Consider the following 22,002-nt stretch of genomic DNA (forward strand, 5'->3'; position numbering starts at 1 on the left):
TTGGGCAATAAATTATCACCAATATCAAAAGCGTTTCTCGTTTTGATTTTTATCATACTCTATGCACCGATTTTCTTTTTAGTCTTTTACTCCTTTAACAGCGGTGGAACGATGTATGACTTTAAAGGGTTCACGATGGAGTGGTACAAGGAACTGTTCCAAGATACAAGGCTGCTGATCATTGTATTGAATACACTTGTGATCGCTTTATTATCTGCACTGATCTCAACGATCATAGGGGTGATGGGGGCGATTGGTATTCGGTCCTTTACGAGCAGTAAAGCTAAGAATACGGTATTATCATTGAATAATGTATTGATTGTCAGTCCCGATGTGATCATCGGTGCTTCCTTCCTGATTTTATTCACAATGGCCGGGATCAAGCTTGGATTCTACTCGGTACTGTTGTCGCATATCGCCTTCAGCATCCCGATTGTAGTGCTGCTGGTCCTGCCGAAACTTCAGGAAATGAGCCCTACTTTAATTGATGCCGCTAGAGATTTAGGGGCAAGCCGGTGGGATGTATTGACGAAGGTCATCCTTCCATACATCTTACCAGGTATCTTTGCTGGTTTTTTTATGGCATTGACATATTCACTTGATGATTTTGCGGTTACGTTCTTTGTGACCGGTAATGGCTTCTCCACTCTTTCTGTGGAAATCTATTCATTGGCCCGCCGTGGGATTTCATTGAATATCAATGCATTATCCACACTGCTGTTCGTCGTGACACTGCTGTTGGTTGTCGTATATTACTTTATAACTCAACGTGTAAGGCAAACGGGAATGGGGGGGAAACGATGAAAAGGCTTGTCCAAATGTTTTTGATCATTTCCCTCGTATCCGCTTTGCTGCTATATGCGATTTCAAGATTGAATTCATCGCAGGGGTTTACGAGCAGCAATACGCTTACCATCTATAATTGGGGCGATTACATCGATACGGATCTAATCGAACGCTTTGAAGAAGAAACAGGGATAAAGGTCATTTATGAGACGTTCGATTCGAATGAGGCCATGATGACTAAAATCGAACAGGGCGGTACGACTTATGATATTGCCATTCCGTCTGAGTATATGATCGATAAGATGCGGCAAGAAGACTTGCTGATTCCCTTGGATCATTCCAAGCTTCCGAATTTGAAAAACATCGATGAGCGGTTCATCGACCTGCCATTCGATCCGGAGAATAAATATTCCGTCCCTTATTTCTGGGGAACAGTCGGAATTGTTTATAATTCCAAGATGCTTGGTGGCAAAGAAATAACGGCCTGGGCGGATTTATGGGATAAAGATTTAAAGAATGAAATCCTTTTGACGGATGGCGCTAGGGAAGTGATGGGCATGGGTCTGAACTCTTTGAATTATTCATTGAATGATATAGATGAAGAACACCTTCAAGAGGCAAAATCCAAACTTGATGCCCTCACCCCGAATATTAAGGCGATAGTGGGAGATGAAAGCCGCATGCTATTGGAAGCCCAGGAAGCGGCGATTGGACTGGTTTGGTCGGGAGTTGCTTCTGAAATCATGGCTGAAAATGAAGATCTTGAATATGTTGTTCCAAAAGAGGGGTCCAATTTATGGTTTGATAATATGGTCATCCCGAAAACAACTAAAAATGTCGATGCAGCTCACCAGTTCATCAACTTCATGCTGGACCCGAAAGTTGCGGCACAGAATGCTGAATATGTAAGTTACTCGACACCCAATAAAGCAGCACTGAAATATATGCCTGAAGAAGTGGTGAAGGATGAACGCTTCTATCCATCACCGGAACTGACAAAGAAACTCGAAGTGTACGAAAACCTCGGGAAGAAAAACTTGGCCCATTACAACGAACTCTTCCTTGAATTCAAGATGCATCGTAAATAATACAAGAAAAAAAGCATGGTGTAGGAGTTCCCTCCGTACACCATGCTTTTTCGTTTTTTGGTAATGATCAACCAAATCAATTGGTAGCAAGATGAAATACTCTAAAATATCTGTAGGGATATAAGTATGTTAGTATAATGATGGGTTAGTGCATATTGAAGGTTGTAAATCTTAAGGATTAATTAATATTCACAAGCTATCATGATAGAAAAAATTAAGGGAGAGTATTCATGAAACTATTAAGAAGCACGAAGGCATATATTTGGGCTGGGAGCATTTTGATCATTGCGGGGATCATGGCATTTGCGATGATATCATCAACGGGTAAGACAATGGCGAGTATCGATGGCGAGAAAATCAATAAGGATGAACTGTATGACACGCTTGTTGCGGGGTACGGAGCAGATACTTTAGACCTGTTAATTACGAATAAATTGATTGAATTGGAAGCGAAAAAAGCGGGAATTAAAATTAAGGATGAAGAAATCCAGAAAGAAATCGATGTTATGGGAGAGTCCTATGGTGATGAAAAGTCGTTAAAAGAGCAATTGGAAGCAAGCGGCTCTTCCATGGATGCCCTGAAAAAGGACATTGTGGTTTACCTGCAAACGAAAAAACTGGTCGAACCGAGAATTACCGTGACGGACGATGAAATCAGTACGTATTTTGAAGATAATAAAGATACATTTGATCAAGCCGAACAAGTGGAGGCTAGTCATATTTTAGTCGAAGATGAAAAAACGGCTAAAAAAGTTGCGAAAGAAATTGCAGAAGGCGGTGATTTCGCTAAATTGGCAGCTGAATATTCCACTGATGCACAAACGGCGGATAAGGGCGGAAGCCTAGGGTATTTTGGGAAAGGTGATATGGTGAAAGAGTTTGAAGATGTTGCCTTTAATCTTGATATAAATAAAGTCAGTGATCCAGTCAAATCCGATTATGGGTACCATATCATAAAAGTAACCGGTAAGAAGGAAGCAAAAAAGGCTAATTTAGAAGACAGTAAAGATGTAATTAAAGAAACACTTCTTTCTGAAAAATTACAAGAGGAATATCCAGTTTGGTTGGCTGAAGTGAAAAAAGACCATGAGATAACGAATAAATTGGAGGACTCTAATTAAGGTTATCAAGTGAAGTGATATATGAAAAAACAAAAGGGTTGTTCCCGAACCAATTGACCCACAGGCGGAAGCCGAGGAGGCTCCGACCGCCCGCGGAAAGCGAGTGTCTGGAGCGATCAACATCCCAATTGTACAAGCGATAAAAAAAAGCTGAGGCATCATGCCTCAGCTTTTTTTATATTAGAAGTTGGATGAAATGGATTTTTGATTGGATAATCCTGATTCTTTAACGATTTCATCACTCTCTTTTTCACCTTTATCATTATCGGCTTTCAATGATTGTGATGGTGTTTCTTTCAGCTGTTTACCGGCAACGACCACTTTTGAGCTGATGTCTTTCAATTCACTTGTTGCATCTTTAGCTGTACCAAGGGCATCAGTGGAGATATCCTTTACTTCGGATACTCTACCCACCACGTCTTCATTAACAGTTTCATATAGTGTTTCAACGTCATTGATTGCCTCTTTAATCGTCTCTGTTGCCCCTTTGACTCCTGATACCATCTGTTCCTTCATTTCTCCGGGATTTTCCTTGGCCTGTTCAATCATATTCATGGAGTTGTCTTTTAAAAGGACGGCTGAACGCTTTACTTTATTTCTTGTATTGGAGTCAAGTAAGGTCAACGCACCACCAACAAGCCCCCCAATCAGAATCCCTTTTAAGAGTTTGCTATTCGGTTGATTTTCGATAGTTGATTGAGTCATTTATAGTTCCTCCTTTAGAATAGTAGATTGTTTGCTTACTTTGGGTTTTCCCTTATTTACCATAAGATAAACTGGAAATAATAAACTATCATGGGATTGACATAATAAATAAAACAATAGTAATCTACATATAGTTAAATGACTGAACTACTTTTTGGGAGGTGCAACGATGTCTAATGACAAAGTTTCTGGATTGATTGATCGATATATGAGGGTTTCCTTCTATGTCAATAAAATGGGTGAGCTTTTAATAAAAGATCAGATTTGTGATGTGCTGACGAACGAACAATACTATACTTTACGGTTCATTCAACAACAGCGGTTGTGTACATCGACGGAAATCAGTGATGCCTTTTATATTAATAAGAGTGCCGTCACGTCCAACATCAACAGGCTGGAAGGAAAAGGATTGATAGAACGGGAACAGGACCTGGGTGACCGAAGGGTCTTTCACTTGAAGCTTTCCGAAGAGGGGGAAGCATTGTTACAGGAAACGGAAAATAAGATTCATAAATTGGTAGAGAGCATCATGACGAAATTCGATTATGAAGAGATCGTTAAATTCCTTGATACATATGAGAAGCTTTCACAAATTTTCATTCAAATGAAAAATGAGGAATGGGAGGAAATATAAATGAGGGGGATCATAAAGGGAAGATGGCTGGTCATTATCGTTTGGGTTGCAATGACAGCAGGATTATTGTTTGCGGCACCGAATATGGCGGAACTTGTCCGGAATAAGGGACAGCTGGATGTACCGGCAGAGTATTCCTCCGGGATGGCCAATGCGCTAATGAAAGAGATCCAGGATAAGGATGAGTCACAAGTGGCTCTCGTATTCCATGGTGATAAGAAGTTGACTTCCTCGGAATTGAAAGAGATTGAGATAGCGGTCCAAAAGCTTGAAAAGAATAAAGCGGAGCTTGGTATCAAAGAGGTCATGACCCATTTTAAAGAGCCCTCGCTAAAAGGTCAGTTGGTCTCGGAAAATGAATCAACAGTTTTGACTTCCATCACGATGGTAAAGGGGGACCGAGAAGCTAAGGATGTGATCGATGCCCTTTATAAAGAGTTGGAACAAGTGAATGTCGAGCATTATTACACAAGCAGCTGGATGATCGATGAAGATCTTAATGCCAATTCCCAAGAGGGGCTGAAGAAAACTGAAGGCATCACGGTTGTCTTCATTCTGGCTGTATTGCTGATAGTCTTTCGTTCAGTGGTGACACCGATCATTCCGTTAGTGACAGTCGGTTTCACTTATTTATGTTCACAATCCATCGTCTCATTCCTGGTGGATAAATGGGACTTTCCGATTTCGTCTTACACCCAAATATTCCTGGTAGGTATTTTATTTGGGATCGGGACTGATTATTGCATCCTGCTTCTTAGTCGTTTCAAGGAGGAGCTATCGTCACAGGAGTCCTTGCCTGAAGCGATCGTGGAGACATACCGAACCGCCGGCAAGACTGTCTTCTTCAGTGGGCTGACTGTAATGATTGGCTTTGCGGCAATCGGTTTTTCTACTTTTAAGCTCTATCAATCTGCGGCGGCCGTTGCCATAGGGGTTTTCATTTTAATGATCGCCCTTTATACGATCGTTCCATTTTTCATGGCGGTTCTTGGCAAGAAGCTATTTTGGCCGGCAAAAGGGAAGCTTGAGCATAGTGAAAGTAAACTATGGGGAATTCTGGGTAACTTCTCCTTGAACCGCCCATTGTTGGCGCTTATGATCGTGGCAATCGTCTGTGTTCCCTTTTTGTTTATGTATGATGGGAAGATTTCATATAACTCCCTTGAAGAGGCGGGTGGTGATGTTCCTTCCATCATGGCATTTAATATCATTTCCGATGAATTCGGGCCAGGACAATCCATGCCAACACAGATTGTTATAAAAAATGACGAACGCATGGATTCGGAGGATTACATTGCACTTGCTGAAAAAATCAGCCAGGAAGTCGTCAAGGTGGATGAAGTCGATGTAGTTCGTTCCATGACCCGCCCGACAGGTGAACCCATTAAGGACTTATTTGTCGCGAACCAAGCCGAAACTTTGGAAAAGGGAATCGGGGAAGGAAATGAAGGCATTAAACAAATCAGTGATGGATTAAAGACGGCAGGCAGTGAGCTTTCCGATTCAGGACCGCGCTTGAAGCAAGCGACGGATGGAATAGGGGGTCTCATATCAGGCACCAATGAATTAAAAAGCGGCGTAGGTCAGGTGGAGAAGGCGCTAACAAGCATTGAAGCAGGCATTCGCGATGGTTCCTCAGGCACTGGGGATATAAAAAACGGCCTGATTGAGGTCAAGGCAAACTTGGAAAAGCTCGCGGCCGGAAGCGGACAGCTCCTCGAAGGCTATAAACAATCAGCTAATGGGTTAAGTGAGCTCACAGGGGGATACAAAGAGATTCAAACTAACCTTACGGGCGTATCACAAAGCCTTGTTGGTTTAAATCCTTCTTTTGAGCAAATGGAAGCCGCACATCCAGAGTTACAGGCTGATCAGTCCTATCAAACGATCAAGCAAACGGTGCAAGGGGCACAGGGTGGCTTGGAGACCATGGCAGCAGGCCTTTCCGAACTCAATAGGAATCTTGGTTCAGTGTCCGGCGGTTTGAATACGGCGAATCAAAACATGGAAGAAATCGTAAAGGGTCAAACTTCTCTTGGGGAGGGCCTGAACCAATTGATTTCAGGTGTTGACACTTTACAAAAAGGTCTAAGCACGATGGCCAATGGTCAGGGGGAAGTCATAAATAACCTGTCAGGATTTAAAGGAGGACTTACCAGCTTAAGCAATGGGCAGCAAGAGCTCCTAAATGGTTTTTCAAGCCTCGGCGGACAACTTACCGATTTGACAGATGGCTTAAATGAAAGTGCGGATGGTCTGAATGAAGTCCATGATGGACTATCGTCTGCACAGGGTTATTTATCAGGACTGGCAAAAACGGATAAAACGGTAACAGGCATGTACATTCCCAAAGAAGTAGTGGAAAGCGAAGAATTCGGGGAGGCATTGAACGCGTATTTATCTGAAGATGGTAAAATCATGACAATGGATGTGGTATTCAAGGCAAACCCATATTCCAATGAAGCAATCGAGCAAATCGATTCGATCGAGGCAGCCGTTGAAAGAGTAACGAAAGATACAAAGCTTGAAAATGCGCAGGTGGCGATAGGGGGAATCACAAATACGCATCATGACTTGGGCATAATGTCTGAGGAGGATTTCTCGCGGACGGTCGTTTTGATGCTGTCGGGTATCGCAATCATTCTCTTTTTCATGCTGCGATCCCTGGTCATGCCGGTCTATTTGATTGTGTCACTCGTTTTGACTTATTATACAGCGGCAGCCATTACAGAATTGATTTTTGTTAATATTCTCGGTTATGCCGGCATCGGCTGGGCAGTTCCTTTCTTTGCGTTCGTTATCTTGATTGCACTTGGCATTGACTATAGCATTTTCTTGATGGATCGCTTTAACGAATGGAAAGGTAAACCGGTCAAGGAAGCGATGTTACTGTCCATGAGAAAAATGGGAACGGTGATCATCTCAGCAGCCGTCATTCTGGGTGGAACCTTTGCTGCCATGATGCCAGCAGGAGTTTTATCGCTCTTGGAGATAGCCACTTTAATTTTGGTGGGACTTGCTTTATATGCGTTTGTCATATTGCCATTGTTTATTCCTGTTATGGTTGCGACGTTTGGTAATGCGAATTGGTGGCCCTTTTTGAAGAATAAGGAATAAAGGGAAGTACCCATTGAATAAAAGAAGGCATCCGAATGGATGCCTTCTTTTAAATGACTGCTTCACGATGAACATAAAAGCTTATGTATTCCTTTTTGGCTATATCGGTTCATAATTGGGCGATTCTTGTTTTATATTTCGCGATGATCTTTTGATTGTGTTCATCTGCCCCTTCGATATTACTGCTTAGGAATACGGGAGGGGTCTCCCCTGTTTCAATAATCGTTTGGATGACTTGCGTGAATATCATATTGAGGAGAACGGCCCCGATCACGGTCGATCCAGAACCAAAAGATATATTATTTGATTTCAGTAATGTGTCACCTTTGGCAATATGGTTGTCTATGACCAAATCAACGACATCGTGGAGATAATGCTTCTGTTTATGCCGCGAAGGACAACTTTTTGCATACTCCGGTGATGTTAATCCAATGACGAAGGCCCCTTTTTCTTTTGCGATAGTGGCGACATCTATGGGAACGGGATTTACGCCGGATGATGAAATGACGATACAGACATCACCAGGACGGATATCCTCATCATGCATGAATTTCTCTGATAGGTCATTTTGCCGTTCAAGTTGGGATGACCTTGAAGCTCCCTTAAAAAGCATCAAATCTTCAACGAAAATAGGACGAATTGCGGCTAACCCACCTGCCCGGTAGAATACCTCTTCGGTCAAAATATGAGAGTGCCCGCTTCCGAATAGATGGATGATTCCATCCGACATCACCGCTTTTGAGATATGGTCCACGGCTTCCTTAATTGACTGCTTTTCCTGTTCTCCCACAATTGTGAGTAAAGCCTGCACTTCTTCAAAGTATGAATTCATATTTGTGACACCCTCCGATTACCTTTGGCAATTAAAAGACTTTAGTGATGAAAATATTCCATTTTATCTGCTTATAGTGATAGTGAACTTATATCTGTCCGCACGATATGCCGATTTAACATATTCGAGGGGAGTTCCATCCATTAGGAACGTATTCCTTTGAATGAATAATATGGGTGAGTGCTTTGGAATCGCTAAATGGGTGACTTCTAATTCAGAAGCAATCGATGATTCCAACGTTTGTGTAGCATAGTCTATTTTAAGTTTAACGTAATTCTCTACATATTGGTAAAGAGAGAGGTTAATGATCTCTTCCGTTAACCCTTTAATTAAATTGGCAGACATGTATACGGTCTCGAGGGCCATTGGAACATCATCAGCCAACCGAATGCGTTTTATTTCATAAACGGGAGCATAAAGGGAAATGTGCAATTCACTGGCAATCTTTTTATCAGCCGGAATGATTTCAAAGCTCAGCAGCTTACTGCTTGGATTTAATCCCCTGGCTTTCATGTCCTCGGTGAAGCTGGTCAACCCATTGAGTTGCTGCTCCAGCTTCTTATCGGCGACAAAGGTTCCCCTTCCTTTTTGACGGTATAAGTATCCGTCATTCACCAAATTATTTATGGCTTGCCGGACGGTCATCCGGCTAATTTCGAATTGCTCGGCATATTCACGTTCAGATGGAAGGGCATTGTGCGCTTGGAACTCACCGTTTTCTATTTGTCTTTTTATTTGTTCTTCGATTTGAAAATAAATCGGAAGAGGTGAGTTTTTATCAATCATCGACTTTCGCTCCTTTTAGGGTATTATCACTCCGGATAAAGCTTTTTGGTCTGCGATAATTGTAACACTATTATGTTTTTTTAGGATAGATGCAGGGAAGTCCTCGGAAATGTCACCGTTTATCAATTTCTTCAAGGTTTCGGCTTTTTCTTCACCAGATATCAGCAGCAGGATTTCCTTGCTTTTCATGATCGTTGAAATGCCCATCGTAACGGCATGTGTAGGAACTTCGTCTATGGAATCGAAATAACGTGCATTCGCTTGGCGCGTTGAATCTTCAAGTGTCACGACATGTGTACCCGATGTGAATGAAGTTCCAGGTTCATTAAAACCAATATGGCCATTTTGCCCAATACCAAGTATCTGAAGATCGATCCCTCCCACTGAATCAATCATTTCGTCATACCGTTTACATTCCCCGTAAGTATCATCAGCCGTACCATTTGGCAGGTGAGTACGCTCTTTATTTATATTGATGTGAGTGAATAAGGAGTCATTCATATAATAATGGTAACTGTTTGGATCATTTGGTTTTAAGCCGACATACTCATCAAGATTAAAAGATGTTACATTTTCATAGGAAGTATGATTATTCACATGATCTTCAATCAAATTATCATACATTCCTTTTGGGGTGCCGCCTGTAGCAAGGCCCAACTTAATATTTGGATTTCCTTTGACTTTTCCGATCACTGTTTCTGCAGCTGTCCGGCTCATTTCCATGTAGTCCTGCACTTGTATGATATTCATTATACATTCTCCTTTTTAAAAGCTAAATTTCCTCTGCAGAACGTCATTTCAACGTCCAAGCGGTCATTCAATATTACAAGATCGGCGTCTTTTCCGACCTGGATGCTTCCTTTTCTGTCAAAAATCCGAAGCTGTTTGGCAGGGTTTTCTGCCGTCATTTTTATAATGTCAGTCATGGAACAATCGGTATATTCCAATGTGTTCTTGATGGCATCGTTCATTTTCAATATACTGCCGGCTAGTGTACCGTCTGAAAGCGTTGCTCTCGTTTCGTTCACATACACAGGCTGACCTCCTAAATCATAGGTTCCCTTTTCAAGCCATTTGGCACGAAGCGAGTCCGTTATCAAGATCATGCGTTCACTGGTAATTTGGTTATACGCCAGCTTCACCATTTCCGGCCTGCAGTGAATGCCGTCAGCAATAAGTTCAACATATAGCTCGTCTCGAAGATAAGCAGCTCCCAAAACACCAGGTTCGCGGTGATGGAGTCCCCGCATCCCATTATAAAGATGTGTAACGTGGGTAGTACCCGCCTGGATTGCTTCATCTATTTGGTCATATGTTGCATCTGAATGTCCAATGGAGGCGACGACGCCATTTCCATTTAAGTGGGCGGCTAGATCTAATCCATTTGGTTGTTCAGGAGCAAGCGTTACAAGCTTGATTTGATTTTCGGCCAGTTCCTGCCACTTTTTAAATAGAGTGACATTAGGATCAATAATATAATCCTCAGGCTGCGCTCCTTTACGGGCCGGTGAAATGAAAGGACCTTCTAAATGGATCCCAACTATTTCAGCGTGTTCTTCGGTTTGATTTTCGATATATTTACCAGCATTAAGAAGGGCAGATTCAATGGCTTCGGTAGATTGAGTCATTGTAGTGGCCAGAAAGCTTGTGGTTCCTTCTTTGGGAAGAGTCCTTGCCATTGTGGATAATGCTTCATATGTGGCATCCATTGCATCGGAATTGGATGCACCGTGAATATGAATGTCGATGGCACCGGGAATTACCTGATAATCCGGTGAAAGAGTAATTACTTTGGCATCATCGTCCTGTTTGTATTGGCTGACTGGACCAACCTCGGCAATTTTTCCATCCACGACTTTAATATACCCATTTTTGTATGTTTCCTTTTCGCCATGAACTATTAGATCATTAATAATGAATGTTTTCATACATAATCTCCTTTATGAAAGTAAAACTTAATGAATGAGTCATGAAATGGTCTCATATATTTTGCCCTCATTTTATCGCTTTTATTAAAAGTTGTCTAGACCAGTTAAGAAGTATAAGGAATAAAAAAGATATTATTGCTTTATTTACAAAGAATATAGTATATTTTCAAGTAAATTGGTATAGACATCTATATATTTTCTGTGCTAGTATAATCCAAAGAAAAGTTATTATATTGATAAAATGAAAACGCTTTATACTTCTCATTCAACAGAATCAATAGAAGAAGTTAGGAACAAGGGAGATGAGTTCGATGTTGAATTTTTTACAAAAGATTGGTAAAGCTCTTATGCTGCCAATTGCTGTTTTGCCAGCAGCAGCTATATTGCTTCGCTTAGGTCAGCCAGATTTACTTGATATTGCATTTATGGCGGCCGCGGGAAAAGCGATTTTTGATAATCTTGCCTTACTATTCGCTTTAGGTATTGCAATAGGATTATCTAAAGACGGTAGCGGTGCAGCGGCATTAGCTGGTCTTGTTGGTTACTTTGTTTTAACGAATGGAACACAAGCAATTAATAAAGATATCGATATGGCTGTTTTAGGCGGTATTATATCAGGTATCGTTGCAGCTCTTCTATATAATAGATACTCCGACATAAGACTCCCTGAATGGCTTGGATTCTTTTCAGGGAAAAGGTTCGTCCCAATCATCACTTCGCTTGCGATGATTATACTTGCGGGGATATTCGGCTTTGTCTGGCCGCCAATTCAGGATGTAATCAATAGTGTTGGAGACTGGATTACAGGTGCAGGGGCATTGGGTGCCGGCGTATTCGGCGTATTGAATCGCTTATTGCTTCCAGTAGGATTGCATCATGTCCTGAATAGTATGGTTTGGTTTGTTTTTGGTGAATTTAATGGTGCGACAGGTGATATAAATCGTTTCTTCGCAGGGGACCCGACAGCTGGGCCCTTCATGACTGGCTTTTTCCCAATCATGATGTTCGGACTTCCAGCTGCAGCATTAGCGATGATTGCAGCTGCTAAGAAGGAGAAACGTAAATTGGTAACGGGGATGCTTGTTGGGTTAGCTTTCACTTCTTTCTTAACAGGAATCACAGAACCGATTGAATTTCTATTCATGTTCATCGCCCCAGTGTTATATGTAATACATGCCCTTTTAACCGGGGTCTCTATGGCACTCGCTGTTATGTTGGATATCCATCATGGTTTTGGATTCTCCGCAGGCGCCATTGATTATTTCTTGAACTTTGGTATAGCGCAAAAACCGCTATGGTTAATACCGATTGGATTGGTATACGCGGTCGTTTACTTCGTGATTTTCTATTTTGTCATCAAGATCATGGATTTAAAAACACCAGGCCGTGAAGACGATGAGGAAAATGTGGAAGAAGAAACGATTGTGAAAACAGGGGATAAATATACCGATATGGGATCGCTTTTCATTCAAGATCTTGGCGGTAAAGAGAATATAATGCTAATTGATAACTGTGCAACACGCTTACGTTTACAAGTGGCCGATTCAGGGAATGTGAATGAAGCAGCTTTAAAAAGGCATGGTGCGCGCGGTGTCATGAAATTAAATAAATCGAGTGTACAAGTCATTGTTGGAACGAATGTCGAATTCGTTGCAAATGCAATGAAACAACTTGTCAAAAATGACGTCAATCCAAGCAAAGTGAAAACAAGTCCAGCTGCACAAGTGGCAGAGGATAAAATGGAAGAAAACCAAGCTTTAGGTGCAAATGACTTTGTCCTTCCAATTGAAGGAGCCGTTTTACCGATCGAACAAGTTCCCGATCAAGTGTTTGCCATGAAAATGATGGGGGATGGCTTTGCTATCGAGCCTGTCAATGGAAAACTAGTATCCCCAATTGATGGGGAAATTCTAAGTATTTTCCCGACAAACCATGCACTCGGATTGAAAATGGATAATGGTTTGGAAATTCTGATCCATGTTGGCTTGGATACAGTTAAACTAAATGGCGAAGGGTTTACATCTCTTGTACAGGAAGGTCAAAGAATAACAAAAGGAACACCTCTTTTGGAAATTGATTTAGATTTCATAAAACGGAATGCACCATCAACGGTCACTCCTATTATATTCACTAACTTACCTGAAGGAACGGCAGTGAAGTTGCAAAAGTCAGGGATCCAGAAACAAAATACACCGGATATCATCCGGTTGGAAAAACTATAAATTCATGAAAAAAGGGGTGTCGACTTGTCGGCATCCCTTTAGACTTTAGACTGTAGACAAACTCAAAGAAAAGCGAGTTTGCCTGCAGTTTTTTTCATGGCTTGAACAATTTGGATGTTGATTTCCGCTCCAGGCACTCGCTTTTCCCGCAGGAGTCTCGCACCTTCCTCTCCAAACAACTATGTTATAAAATTCAGATGGAAACAATGCCTGAGGAGTTGGAAGTGTTGGATGAAACGGCTTCTTTGTATACTTTTTGCTGTGATAAACTGTCATAACCAAAACAAACGGGCACTCAATTGGCAGGATCTACCATAACCCATGCATGAATACGAAAGACTTCTTCTAAAACGGCAGGTGTTATGATTTCGCCTTTTGGTGACGCCTCCGGCAATTCCTAAACTCAGTCCCACCAAAACGGCAATTACGGAAAGTTGCGCTTGTAACGGAGGTGGTCAAGGTATTGGAGAAGCCGTTGTTCAGGCTTTAGCCAAGCTTGGCGTTATATGCCTTTGCAGCGGATGTGAGCGACAGTCATGCAATCGATTGCACAGTTGGTCAAATTGAGAATGGTATTGGTCCCATAGATTCACTGGCCAATGTTGTCGGAGTGTTACAGGGAAGAAGTACAAACCAGGAAAGGCAAATACCCAAGTATTGTTCTTTGGATTGCAGCAACAAACTTGGATGAGAATGTCCATCTGTTAATTTCCTGAAGTCATTTCTTTGTCTAGCAGCCATATAAATAAAAAAAGAGCCTGTTCGATTTGAAACAGGCTCTAAAAATTATATTAGGTACTTAAGACTCAGCGCAAAAGAGTCTTAAGCATTCGAGCATATGCCGGTTATTTCTGAAGCATCAACGATACGCTGAACCTCTGATCCCTCAAGTGTCTCTTTTTTCAATAACTCTTCAACGAGCTCTTCATATTGTAAGCGATTCGAATCAATCAACATTTCCGTTTCAGAAATCGCTTTCGTGAATAATTCCTGCATCTTTTGCTCCTTCTCACCTTTATTAAAGGTGAGGGTAAATCCATCCTGAAGCATTCCGGTATCGACCATTTGTTCAAGCAGGTGCTTCGCCTGTTGTACATCTCCGCCTACACCGATGCTATGTTCTCCTAAATACATTCTTTCCGCCACGCCACCGGCTAAGATCATTTTGACTTGATCAAGCAATTCACTGGCAGTTGCCAGATGGAGTTCTTTTGGTATTGGCGCTACATATCCAAGGGCTTCCCCACGCGGAATGATGGTCGCCTTTCGGACGGAGCCGGGCTTTGTCAAACCTGCAATAAGGGCATGTCCACTTTCATGAATGGCTACTCGCCGCTTCGTATCCGCATCATTCAAGGTACGTGATGTCGCTCCAAGTATCGTACGGTCAATGGCGTAATCAAGGTCCTGTTTACGAATCATGTCCTGCTCATTCCTCAGTGCATGACGTGAGGCAGTATCGAACAGGGAGCTTAAGTCAGCGCCGGAGAAACCGGATGTACTTTCAGCCAACTCATCCAGGGAAGCCAGGACATCTGTAGCTAGACGCTTTCCCTTCGTATGGATATCGATGATTTCCTTTCTTCCTTGTGTATCTGGAAGTGGAACTTGGAAAGAAAAATCGATCCTGCCCGGACGTAGAAATGCCTCATCGAGCATATCTTTCCGGTTGGTCGCTGCAATGAATAAAATACCTTCATTTGGATGGCCTCCATCCAATTGCACAAGCAGTTCAGTTAACGTTTTTTCGCCTTCTTCCCCGCCATGAGCTTTCCTTTTACCAGCCAACGCGTCCACTTCATCGATGAAAATGACAGCTGGCGATTGCTTACGTGCATTTTGGAAAAGGCTGCGGACACGGGCTGCACCGACACCAACAAACATTTCGTTGAAGGCTGAACCGCTCGTTGAGAAGAAGTTTGCACCAAGCTCTTTTGCAATTGCCTGTGCAAGCAGCGTTTTCCCCGTTCCAGGGGGGCCATATAATAAAATGCCTTGAGGCGGCTTAATTCCAATTTTAGCTGAACGTTCAGGTTCCTTCAGTGTAGTGAGTGTCTGTAGGATTTCCTGTTTGATTTCGGATTGCAAACCGCCTACATCATCCAAAGTTATCTCTGGCAGGGGTTTTGGGGTGGAAAGGCTTTGTTTTTTACTGCCGATCCGCAATCCGTTCTTTGATTTTTTCTGTATTATGATACCGGTTGTGACGAGAGCCGCCATTAATCCGCCTAAAATCCATAATGCAGATTTATTAGTTGATGAAAAAGAATATTGAACGTTATAAGTTTCGACAAGTTTATTGATCATTTGACTGTTGGGAGGAATATTGGAAACATATTCTCCATCTGGCGTGGAGATGTGAAGAGTGCCATTTCTTTTTTCTTCAATGGTGACAAGGGCTCCATTTTGGGCTTTAATTGTCTTTTCTACCGAAGAAAAGGGAATGACCATATCCTTTGACTGAGTAACAACATACCAACTGACTCCAGCAATTATCACAATGAGAGCCGTAAGGAACGGCAGCAATTTCGAAACTAATTTAGAGTTCGAGTTCAATTTTTCATCTCCTTTAAGAGTATATATCCAGTATAAAATTTTTAAACATGTAATCTATAGGTCTTTGTACCTTAAATTAAAGGTAAATAATGTGAAATGCAAGAAATAATATTTATTATGGAAGTTTAAGGAGCCCGGAATTTTGAAATATTTAATCTAACCAGCATATTAGACTTTTTAAAAGCGAAATGCTAAAGTGAAAGGGTCTAAGTCATGAAAAAATAAAATGGTAGAAGAGTGTGAAGTTCTATGAGTAAATTTATAAAAGACTATATGATTACGATGAAGGATATCGTTAGAGAAGGGGATCCCATTCTGCGTCAGGTAACGGATGAAGTTAGCCTGCCGATTTCGGATGAAGATCGTGAAACGTTGGAATGCATGATGCAATACCTGAAAAATAGTCAGGATCCAAAACTCCAAAAGAAGTTCAACCTGCGTGAAGGAGTTGGGTTGTCTGCAAATCAGATAGGCTTGAATAAACGCATGTTCGTCATGTATTTTCCCGACGAAAAGGGGAAGCTGTTTGAATATGCCCTTGTGAATCCGAAAATCATCAGTCATTCGGCCACAATGATCTATTTACCGCAAAGTGAAGGCTGCCTTTCTGTCGACCGTGATATTAAAGGATATGTACCGCGTTATGAACGGGTTAAAATTAAAGCGTTGGATGGTAATGGCGAGGAAATTGAGATGCGGCTGAAGGGCTTTGCTGCTATCGTTTTTCAACATGAGTTAGATCATTTAAACGGGATGATGTTTTATGATCGGATCAACACCGAAAACCCTTTCAAGCTTCCGGAAAATGTGGAAGTGAAAAGTCTGTAAGGCCAAAAAAAGGCAAAGCGCCATGCTTTGCCTTTTTACGTTATGGCTGTGGAAGAATATCTTCTTCCATATGCTTTTGCAAATCACTGAATATGGCCATGCTCATTTGCTGGTACCCTTCTGAAGTGAGGTGGATGCCATCATCGCTAATCAAGCGCTCCAAGTCGCCGGAGGATTTAATATAGGAACGGACATCAATCAAAGGCACCTTCAGTTCCTCTGCAAGGTGTTTCAATTGGCGATTATACATCCCATGCCAATGTTCAATACCACCGACATGGGAAACGAAATGCCCGATTGAATGCCCGAACTTATCAGCAATGGATCTGTAATACCTGGCAGGGTCAAGTGGCGGGAGAGTTAAAAGGAATGGTTTTACATGCTTGTCCTGAATCTGCTTGACAAGTTGTGTGATATTATCTAGGTAGCGTTCGATTGGAACGATGGGCTCATGGTCACCTTCTGGATTCTTGGCTACTTCATCCCAATGGAAGTTACAGTCGTTTCCACCGACCTCGATTAATACGATATCGGGATTTTCCGACATGACGTCTTTCTCGATTCGGCTAACCAACAGGTCGGAGTTGTCATTGAAAACCCCTTTATTCAAGACTTCCACGAATGGCAAAGATTCTGTTAGCTTAGCTAACGAGCTCGGATAATTTTCTTTAATGATGCGAAGGCGCCCCTTAACATAAGAAATGCCTCTTGTTAAACTGTCACCAAAACATACGATTTTCAAACTTCTCACCTCGGTATGTGAATGTGTTACTTATATTTTAGTTGTGGAATGATTTTTCTGCAATCTTCACCTCCCATTAATAGAAGGAAGATGAAAATAACAAAAAGCGCTGCAAGTGCAGCGCTTTTTGTTTATTGTATTGATTCCTTTTTTGAGGCTGTTTCCACTCTTGTTTTTCCCATGAAGAATACAGTGATTGCAGCAAGACCGATCGGAATGAGGGCCAAGGTGAAGATCAATGAAATCGAATCGGACATCGCGTGAACGATTTTATCCAGGATAAAGTCCGGAATCTCGGCACGTGCTTCCGATTGGAAGAGCTGCCGTGGGTCATCCATCAATCCGGCTGTATCCGGACCTCCTTGCATTCCTTTAAACGCATCCGTCATTTTACTTTGGAATACATTGGTCTGAATCGCTCCATAAATCGTTACACCGAGTGTCATCCCAAATGAACGGAGGAATGAGTTTGTGGAGTTGGCCGACCCCCTGAATCTAGGTTCCAAGTTGTGAATGGACGCAATAGGCAAAAGGGAGAAGGAAAAGCCCATGCCAAATCCAGTCAGAATCATGTACAAAGTTAATAAAGTCCTGCTGGTATCAGGGGTGATGGTCCCTAATAGAAGCATTCCTGCAAAATAACAGATGACGGAAATCGTCATTAAGTTGCGAAAGCTTGTTTTGGTATTGAATATCCCGCCAACTGCACTGCCGAATACTGAACCAAGCATCATGGGAGTGAGGATCAATCCGGCATTTGTTGCGGAACCGCCGTAGACTGCCTGGACGAAAATCGGGATATAGACGGTTAAAATAATGAATGTGCCGCCATAAAGAATGGCTAAAATCTGAGAAGTGGCAAATAATCGCCTTTTAAACAGCCATAATGAAATGATTGGATCTTTTGCTCTTTTTTCGAAAAAGAAAAATGAAACGAAGAAAACCACGAAACTGGTAAACAGACCTATGATAGGAGAGGAACTCCAGCCATACTCCCCGCCCAGTTCGAGAGCGAACATTAAGCTGATAACGGCAATGACGAGAGTTGCTGCGCCACCCCAGTCAATTTTTTGTTCTTGTGTGTTGGGTGACTCCTTGTAATAATTCCAGATGAAAAGTAAAGAAATGACACCAATCGGAACATTGACGTAGAAAATCCAGTGCCAGCTGGAGTATTCAGTAATATAAGCACCTAAAAGCGGTCCCAATACACTTGAGGCCCCAAATACAGCCCCGAAAAGGCCAGTTAATTTCCCGCGTTTTTCAGGTGGGAAAATATCAAAAATGATCGTAAAGGCTATGGGCATCAAAGCGCCTCCACCTATCCCCTGGATTGCACGGAAGATACTTAACTGCACGATGCTCTGAGCCATGCCGCATAATGCGGAACCGACCAAAAAGACTATAAGTCCAAAAATAAAAAACCGCTTTCTTCCATACATGTCTGAAAGCTTACCGAAAATCGGCATACTTGCCATCGTGGCGACCATATAGGCAGATGTCACCCATACAAACTTATCGAACCCGCCTAAATCAGAAACGATCGTTCCCATTGCAGTCGCAACAATCGTATTATCCATTGCTGACATCAAGATACCCAAAAGTAAACCGGCAACAATGAATTTTTGTTTTTTTTGAACGTTCATTTATTTTCCTCCTTCATATCAACCAGCTAATGAATTTCCTTTACATGGTTAAAGGGTAAACGTTAAGATGAAACAAAACATTTATCTTGAAAATCAAGATAAATTTAAGTGTAAAAGGGGTGGCATTTTATGTCAAGCGATAATGGGGTGAATGCAGCTCTGTTAGAGAGTTTAACACAAAGATTGCAACGGTATGGTATGAGGTCCGTTTTATTTCAACAAAACATGGCCCAGAAAATAGGGGTTTCCCATACGGACTTAAAGAGTGCTGAAATATTGAATGAAACAGGACCGATTACCGCCGGTGAATTATCCAAAATTACAGGATTGAGTACGGGATCGGTTACGGCACTGATCAATCGCCTTGAGAACTCCGGTTATGTTAAAAGAGAACGAGATCAATTGGATGGAAGAAGGGTGATGATTGTGCCCATACCGGAAAGACAGGAACAGATTAAATTGCACTATCAATCGCTCTCTGTGGCCACCAAGGAGTTATGCTCCGCTTATAATGAGCAAGAGCTAATATTGATCAATGAATTCGTTGTGGATATCACGAAAATCATGGACAAAGAAAATGACAAGTTAATGAGTGAGCGTGAAAGGTAGCTGATTTATAGGCTGCCTTTTTTATTTTTAGCCAGCTGGTGGCTTATCATCCGAAAGGAAAAGGAATAGAGTTTTTGGAAGAGAATGCACAATGTCATGTTTCCATTAAAATATATATTGATAATGAATTTCATTATCTGCTAATATGAATCTACAAACCATTTCAAAGGGAGAATACAATATGAAGAAAGCAAAAGCGTCATTAGCAGTCTTACTATCAACCAGTCTATTATTTGGCTGTGCGCAGGAAAAGGAAGGAACTAAACCGGCAGATGATAAGGCCAAAGAAGTGAGTGCGAGTCAGCTTGATGGTGTATCTAGCGAGTACCGGGAATATGCCATTGGTGAAATAGAAGAGTTCGTAAACGCAACGGAAGAATTCACTACGGCCGTATCTGCCGGTGATATTGAAAAGGCGAAGGAATTATACGCACCAGCACGGATGCATTATGAGAGAGCGGAACCCATCGCTGAAGTTTTTGGCGATCTTGATCCCAAAATCGATGCGCGTAAAGGGGATGTCAAAGATGAAGAATGGGGCGGTTACCATAAGATTGAAATGGGATTATGGGAAGAAAATACAACGAAGGGATACGAAAAATATGCAGAGCAATTAATGAGTGATGTTAATTTGCTTCGTGCTAAAGTTGAAACGGTTGAGGTAACGCCCGATTTGTTGATCACGGGTGCGGTGGATTTATTGAATGAAGTTTCCATGAGTAAAGTGACAGGAGAAGAGGACCGATACTCCCATACCGATTTATATGATTTTGTGGCAAATGTTGAAGGTGCAGAGAAGATCTATGAACTGCTTACTCCAGCTTTAAAAGAAAAGGATGCGCAGCTTGCTGCGGAAATCCAAAAACGTTTTGACGATGTATACGGCTTGCTTGAAAAGCATAAGGAAGGGAATGGCTACATCTCATATACGGATTTAAAGGAATCTGAAGTCAAAGAGCTAAGTCAAGCAATTGATGCATTAGCTGAACCACTTTCGCAAATAGGGATTGTAACGGAGGAATCTTAATTGAAAGAACATACACCGAAAGATGAAACCGGACTTTTTACAAAAAAGGTGAGTCGTCGAAATATGTTGAAAACGGCAGGAGTCGGTGGAATCGGAGTCGTGATAGGGGCATCCGGGTTTGGCGGGCTGCTGACACTTTCTGAACAAAAGGCGAAGGGACAAACTAAGGATATTGTTCCTTTTTATGGAGCGCACCAAGCTGGTATCACCACTGAAGCGCAAGATAACCTTTACTTCGCATCATTGGAAGTAACCACGGATAAAAGGTCAGACTTAATTCAGTTATTTAAGGATTGGACAGAGGCTGCGGCTCAGATGACAGCGGGGAATTTGATTGGTGATACATCACTTAATACGAATATGCCCCCAAAGGATACGGGGGAAGCGAAAGAATTATCACCTTCCAATTTAACGATCACTTTTGGCGTGGGTCCGACCCTGTTTTCGAAGGATGGCAAAGATCGATTTGGTTTGAAATCAAAAAGACCTGCTGAATTAAAGGACCTGCCCCAATTCCCTTTAGATGCTTTAGAAGAAGAATGGAGCGGTGGGGATATTTGTATTCAAGCATGTGCAGATGATCTTCAAGTGGCTTTCCATGCTGTCCGGAACTTAGTGAGGATCGGCAGAGGGAAAGCGATCATTCATTGGGCACAAACAGGATTTCAACGGACAAAGCAAGCCGATTCACAAAAAACGACACCGCGGAACTTATTCGGGTTTAAGGATGGGACTGGCAATCCGGATACGAATGATAATAATGAAATGAATGAGCATGTTTGGGTGAAGGGTGAGGACGGTCCTGACTGGCTTGTTGGAGGCAGTTATATGGTGGTGCGCCGCATCCAGATGTACATTGAAGTTTGGGACAGGACTATATTGAAAGAACAAGAAAATACGTTTGGCCGTCATCGCGACAGCGGAGCCCCACTAGGAATGAAGAACGAGTTCGATACCGTGGATCTCGAAGCTAAAGACCCGAATGGAAATCGGGTCATTCCAGAAAATTCGCATATGAGTCTTTCCAGGGGGGACGGAAAAGCAAAGATATTACGGCGTCCCTATTCATATGCAGATGGAATGGATCCTAAAACGGGGAGCTTCAATGCCGGCTTGTTATTCATTTGTTTTCAGCGAAACCCGAGTAAACAATTCATACCCATACAAGAACGACTGGCGAAAAGTGATAAGCTCAACGAATATATCGTTCACAAGGGCAGTGCCATGTTCGCTTGTTTACCAGGTGTGAAAAAGGGTGGCTATATCGGTGATTCCCTTTTTGGGTAAATATAATTTCAAAAAATGAGGACGTGAAAATCGCCAGCATGGATATTATCCAGTTGGCGATTTTAGTTCATGAATAAGGAGTGACCAC

Annotated in this window: 18 protein-coding genes; 10 read left to right on the top strand and 8 right to left on the bottom strand. The window is 42.1% G+C overall.

What is annotated here, in order from left to right; translation table 11 throughout:
- The 3 genes from N0M92_RS20875 (at position 1) to N0M92_RS20885 (ending at position 2,995) form a co-directional block, all read left to right on the top strand.
- Complete coding sequence (locus N0M92_RS20875) at positions 1-804, top strand: ABC transporter permease (RefSeq protein WP_192207493.1); 804 nt, start codon at positions 1-3, stop codon at positions 802-804.
- Entirely contained in the window at positions 801-1,874 is a 1,074-nt protein-coding gene (locus tag N0M92_RS20880; RefSeq protein WP_260287632.1) for an ABC transporter substrate-binding protein, read from the top strand. Before N0M92_RS20875 ends, N0M92_RS20880 begins: the two co-directional genes overlap by 4 nt.
- 230 nt (positions 1,875-2,104) lie before the next feature.
- Entirely contained in the window at positions 2,105-2,995 is an 891-nt protein-coding gene (locus tag N0M92_RS20885) for a peptidylprolyl isomerase (RefSeq protein ID WP_260287633.1), read from the top strand.
- A 180-nt stretch (positions 2,996-3,175) separates the two neighbouring features.
- Here the strand turns inward: N0M92_RS20885 and N0M92_RS20890 are convergent, their stop codons facing one another.
- Entirely contained in the window at positions 3,176-3,700 is a 525-nt protein-coding gene (locus N0M92_RS20890; protein WP_260287634.1) for a YtxH domain-containing protein, read from the bottom strand.
- A 169-nt stretch (positions 3,701-3,869) separates the two neighbouring features.
- Here N0M92_RS20890 and N0M92_RS20895 point away from each other — a divergent pair, with 169 nt between their 5' ends.
- Positions 3,870-4,334 carry a MarR family winged helix-turn-helix transcriptional regulator gene (locus N0M92_RS20895; RefSeq protein WP_260287635.1) on the top strand — a complete coding sequence of 155 codons (465 nt, stop codon included), beginning with the start codon at positions 3,870-3,872 and terminating at the stop codon, positions 4,332-4,334.
- Entirely contained in the window at positions 4,335-7,451 is a 3,117-nt protein-coding gene (locus tag N0M92_RS20900) for an MMPL family transporter (RefSeq protein ID WP_260287636.1), read from the top strand.
- A gap of 109 nt (positions 7,452-7,560) precedes the next feature.
- Here the strand turns inward: N0M92_RS20900 and N0M92_RS20905 are convergent, their stop codons facing one another.
- The 4 genes from N0M92_RS20905 to nagA all read right to left on the bottom strand — a co-directional run bounded on the left by N0M92_RS20905 (position 7,561) and on the right by nagA (position 10,997).
- Positions 7,561-8,283, bottom strand: coding sequence for an SIS domain-containing protein (locus N0M92_RS20905; RefSeq protein WP_260287637.1), 723 nt, complete (start codon positions 8,281-8,283; stop codon positions 7,561-7,563).
- 63 nt (positions 8,284-8,346) lie between these two features.
- On the bottom strand, positions 8,347-9,069 hold the full coding sequence (locus tag N0M92_RS20910) for a GntR family transcriptional regulator (protein ID WP_260287638.1): 723 nt from the start codon (positions 9,067-9,069) through the stop codon (positions 8,347-8,349).
- A gap of 15 nt (positions 9,070-9,084) precedes the next feature.
- Complete coding sequence (gene nagB / locus N0M92_RS20915; RefSeq protein WP_260287639.1) at positions 9,085-9,819, bottom strand: glucosamine-6-phosphate deaminase; 735 nt, start codon at positions 9,817-9,819, stop codon at positions 9,085-9,087.
- Positions 9,819-10,997, bottom strand: coding sequence for an N-acetylglucosamine-6-phosphate deacetylase (gene nagA, locus N0M92_RS20920; protein WP_260287640.1), 1,179 nt, complete (start codon positions 10,995-10,997; stop codon positions 9,819-9,821). The genes nagB and nagA overlap by 1 nt, the downstream gene beginning before the upstream one ends.
- Before the next feature lie 311 nt (positions 10,998-11,308).
- On the opposite strand from nagA, the gene nagE reads away from it, so the two are divergent.
- Positions 11,309-13,219, top strand: a complete 1,911-nt coding sequence (nagE, locus tag N0M92_RS20925; RefSeq protein ID WP_260287641.1) for an N-acetylglucosamine-specific PTS transporter subunit IIBC — start codon at positions 11,309-11,311, stop codon at positions 13,217-13,219.
- 822 nt (positions 13,220-14,041) lie between these two features.
- Here the strand turns inward: nagE and N0M92_RS20935 are convergent.
- The gene (locus N0M92_RS20935; protein ID WP_260287642.1) at positions 14,042-15,775 is read right to left on the bottom strand and encodes an AAA family ATPase; all 1,734 of its coding nucleotides are present in this window, start codon (positions 15,773-15,775) and stop codon (positions 14,042-14,044) included.
- Between the two features lie 249 nt (positions 15,776-16,024).
- Here N0M92_RS20935 and def point away from each other — a divergent pair, with 249 nt between their 5' ends.
- On the top strand, positions 16,025-16,603 hold the full coding sequence (def, locus tag N0M92_RS20940; RefSeq protein WP_048688779.1) for a peptide deformylase: 579 nt from the start codon (positions 16,025-16,027) through the stop codon (positions 16,601-16,603).
- 40 nt (positions 16,604-16,643) lie between these two features.
- On the opposite strand, the gene N0M92_RS20945 is transcribed toward def, so the two are convergent.
- Together N0M92_RS20945 and N0M92_RS20950 are read right to left on the bottom strand one after the other, a co-directional pair.
- Positions 16,644-17,345, bottom strand: coding sequence for an SGNH/GDSL hydrolase family protein (locus tag N0M92_RS20945; RefSeq protein ID WP_260287643.1), 702 nt, complete (start codon positions 17,343-17,345; stop codon positions 16,644-16,646).
- Between the two features lie 131 nt (positions 17,346-17,476).
- Positions 17,477-18,991: an MDR family MFS transporter gene (locus N0M92_RS20950; RefSeq protein ID WP_260287644.1), complete on the bottom strand. Its 1,515-nt coding sequence runs from the start codon at positions 18,989-18,991 to the stop codon at positions 17,477-17,479.
- A gap of 129 nt (positions 18,992-19,120) precedes the next feature.
- Between N0M92_RS20950 and N0M92_RS20955 the strand changes: the two genes are divergently transcribed.
- The 3 genes from N0M92_RS20955 to efeB all read left to right on the top strand — a co-directional run bounded on the left by N0M92_RS20955 (position 19,121) and on the right by efeB (position 21,914).
- The gene (locus N0M92_RS20955; RefSeq protein ID WP_260287645.1) at positions 19,121-19,600 is read left to right on the top strand and encodes a MarR family transcriptional regulator; all 480 of its coding nucleotides are present in this window, start codon (positions 19,121-19,123) and stop codon (positions 19,598-19,600) included.
- Positions 19,601-19,781: 181 nt separating this feature from the next.
- Positions 19,782-20,627: an iron uptake system protein EfeO gene (gene efeO, locus N0M92_RS20960; protein ID WP_260287646.1), complete on the top strand. Its 846-nt coding sequence runs from the start codon at positions 19,782-19,784 to the stop codon at positions 20,625-20,627.
- Positions 20,628-21,914, top strand: coding sequence for an iron uptake transporter deferrochelatase/peroxidase subunit (gene efeB / locus N0M92_RS20965; protein ID WP_260287647.1), 1,287 nt, complete (start codon positions 20,628-20,630; stop codon positions 21,912-21,914).
- Positions 21,915-22,002 lie beyond the last annotated feature (88 nt).

Origin of the sequence: Peribacillus aracenensis, from assembly GCF_025175645.1 — a bacterium.
Classification (GTDB): Bacteria; Bacillota; Bacilli; order Bacillales; family DSM-1321; genus Peribacillus; species Peribacillus aracenensis.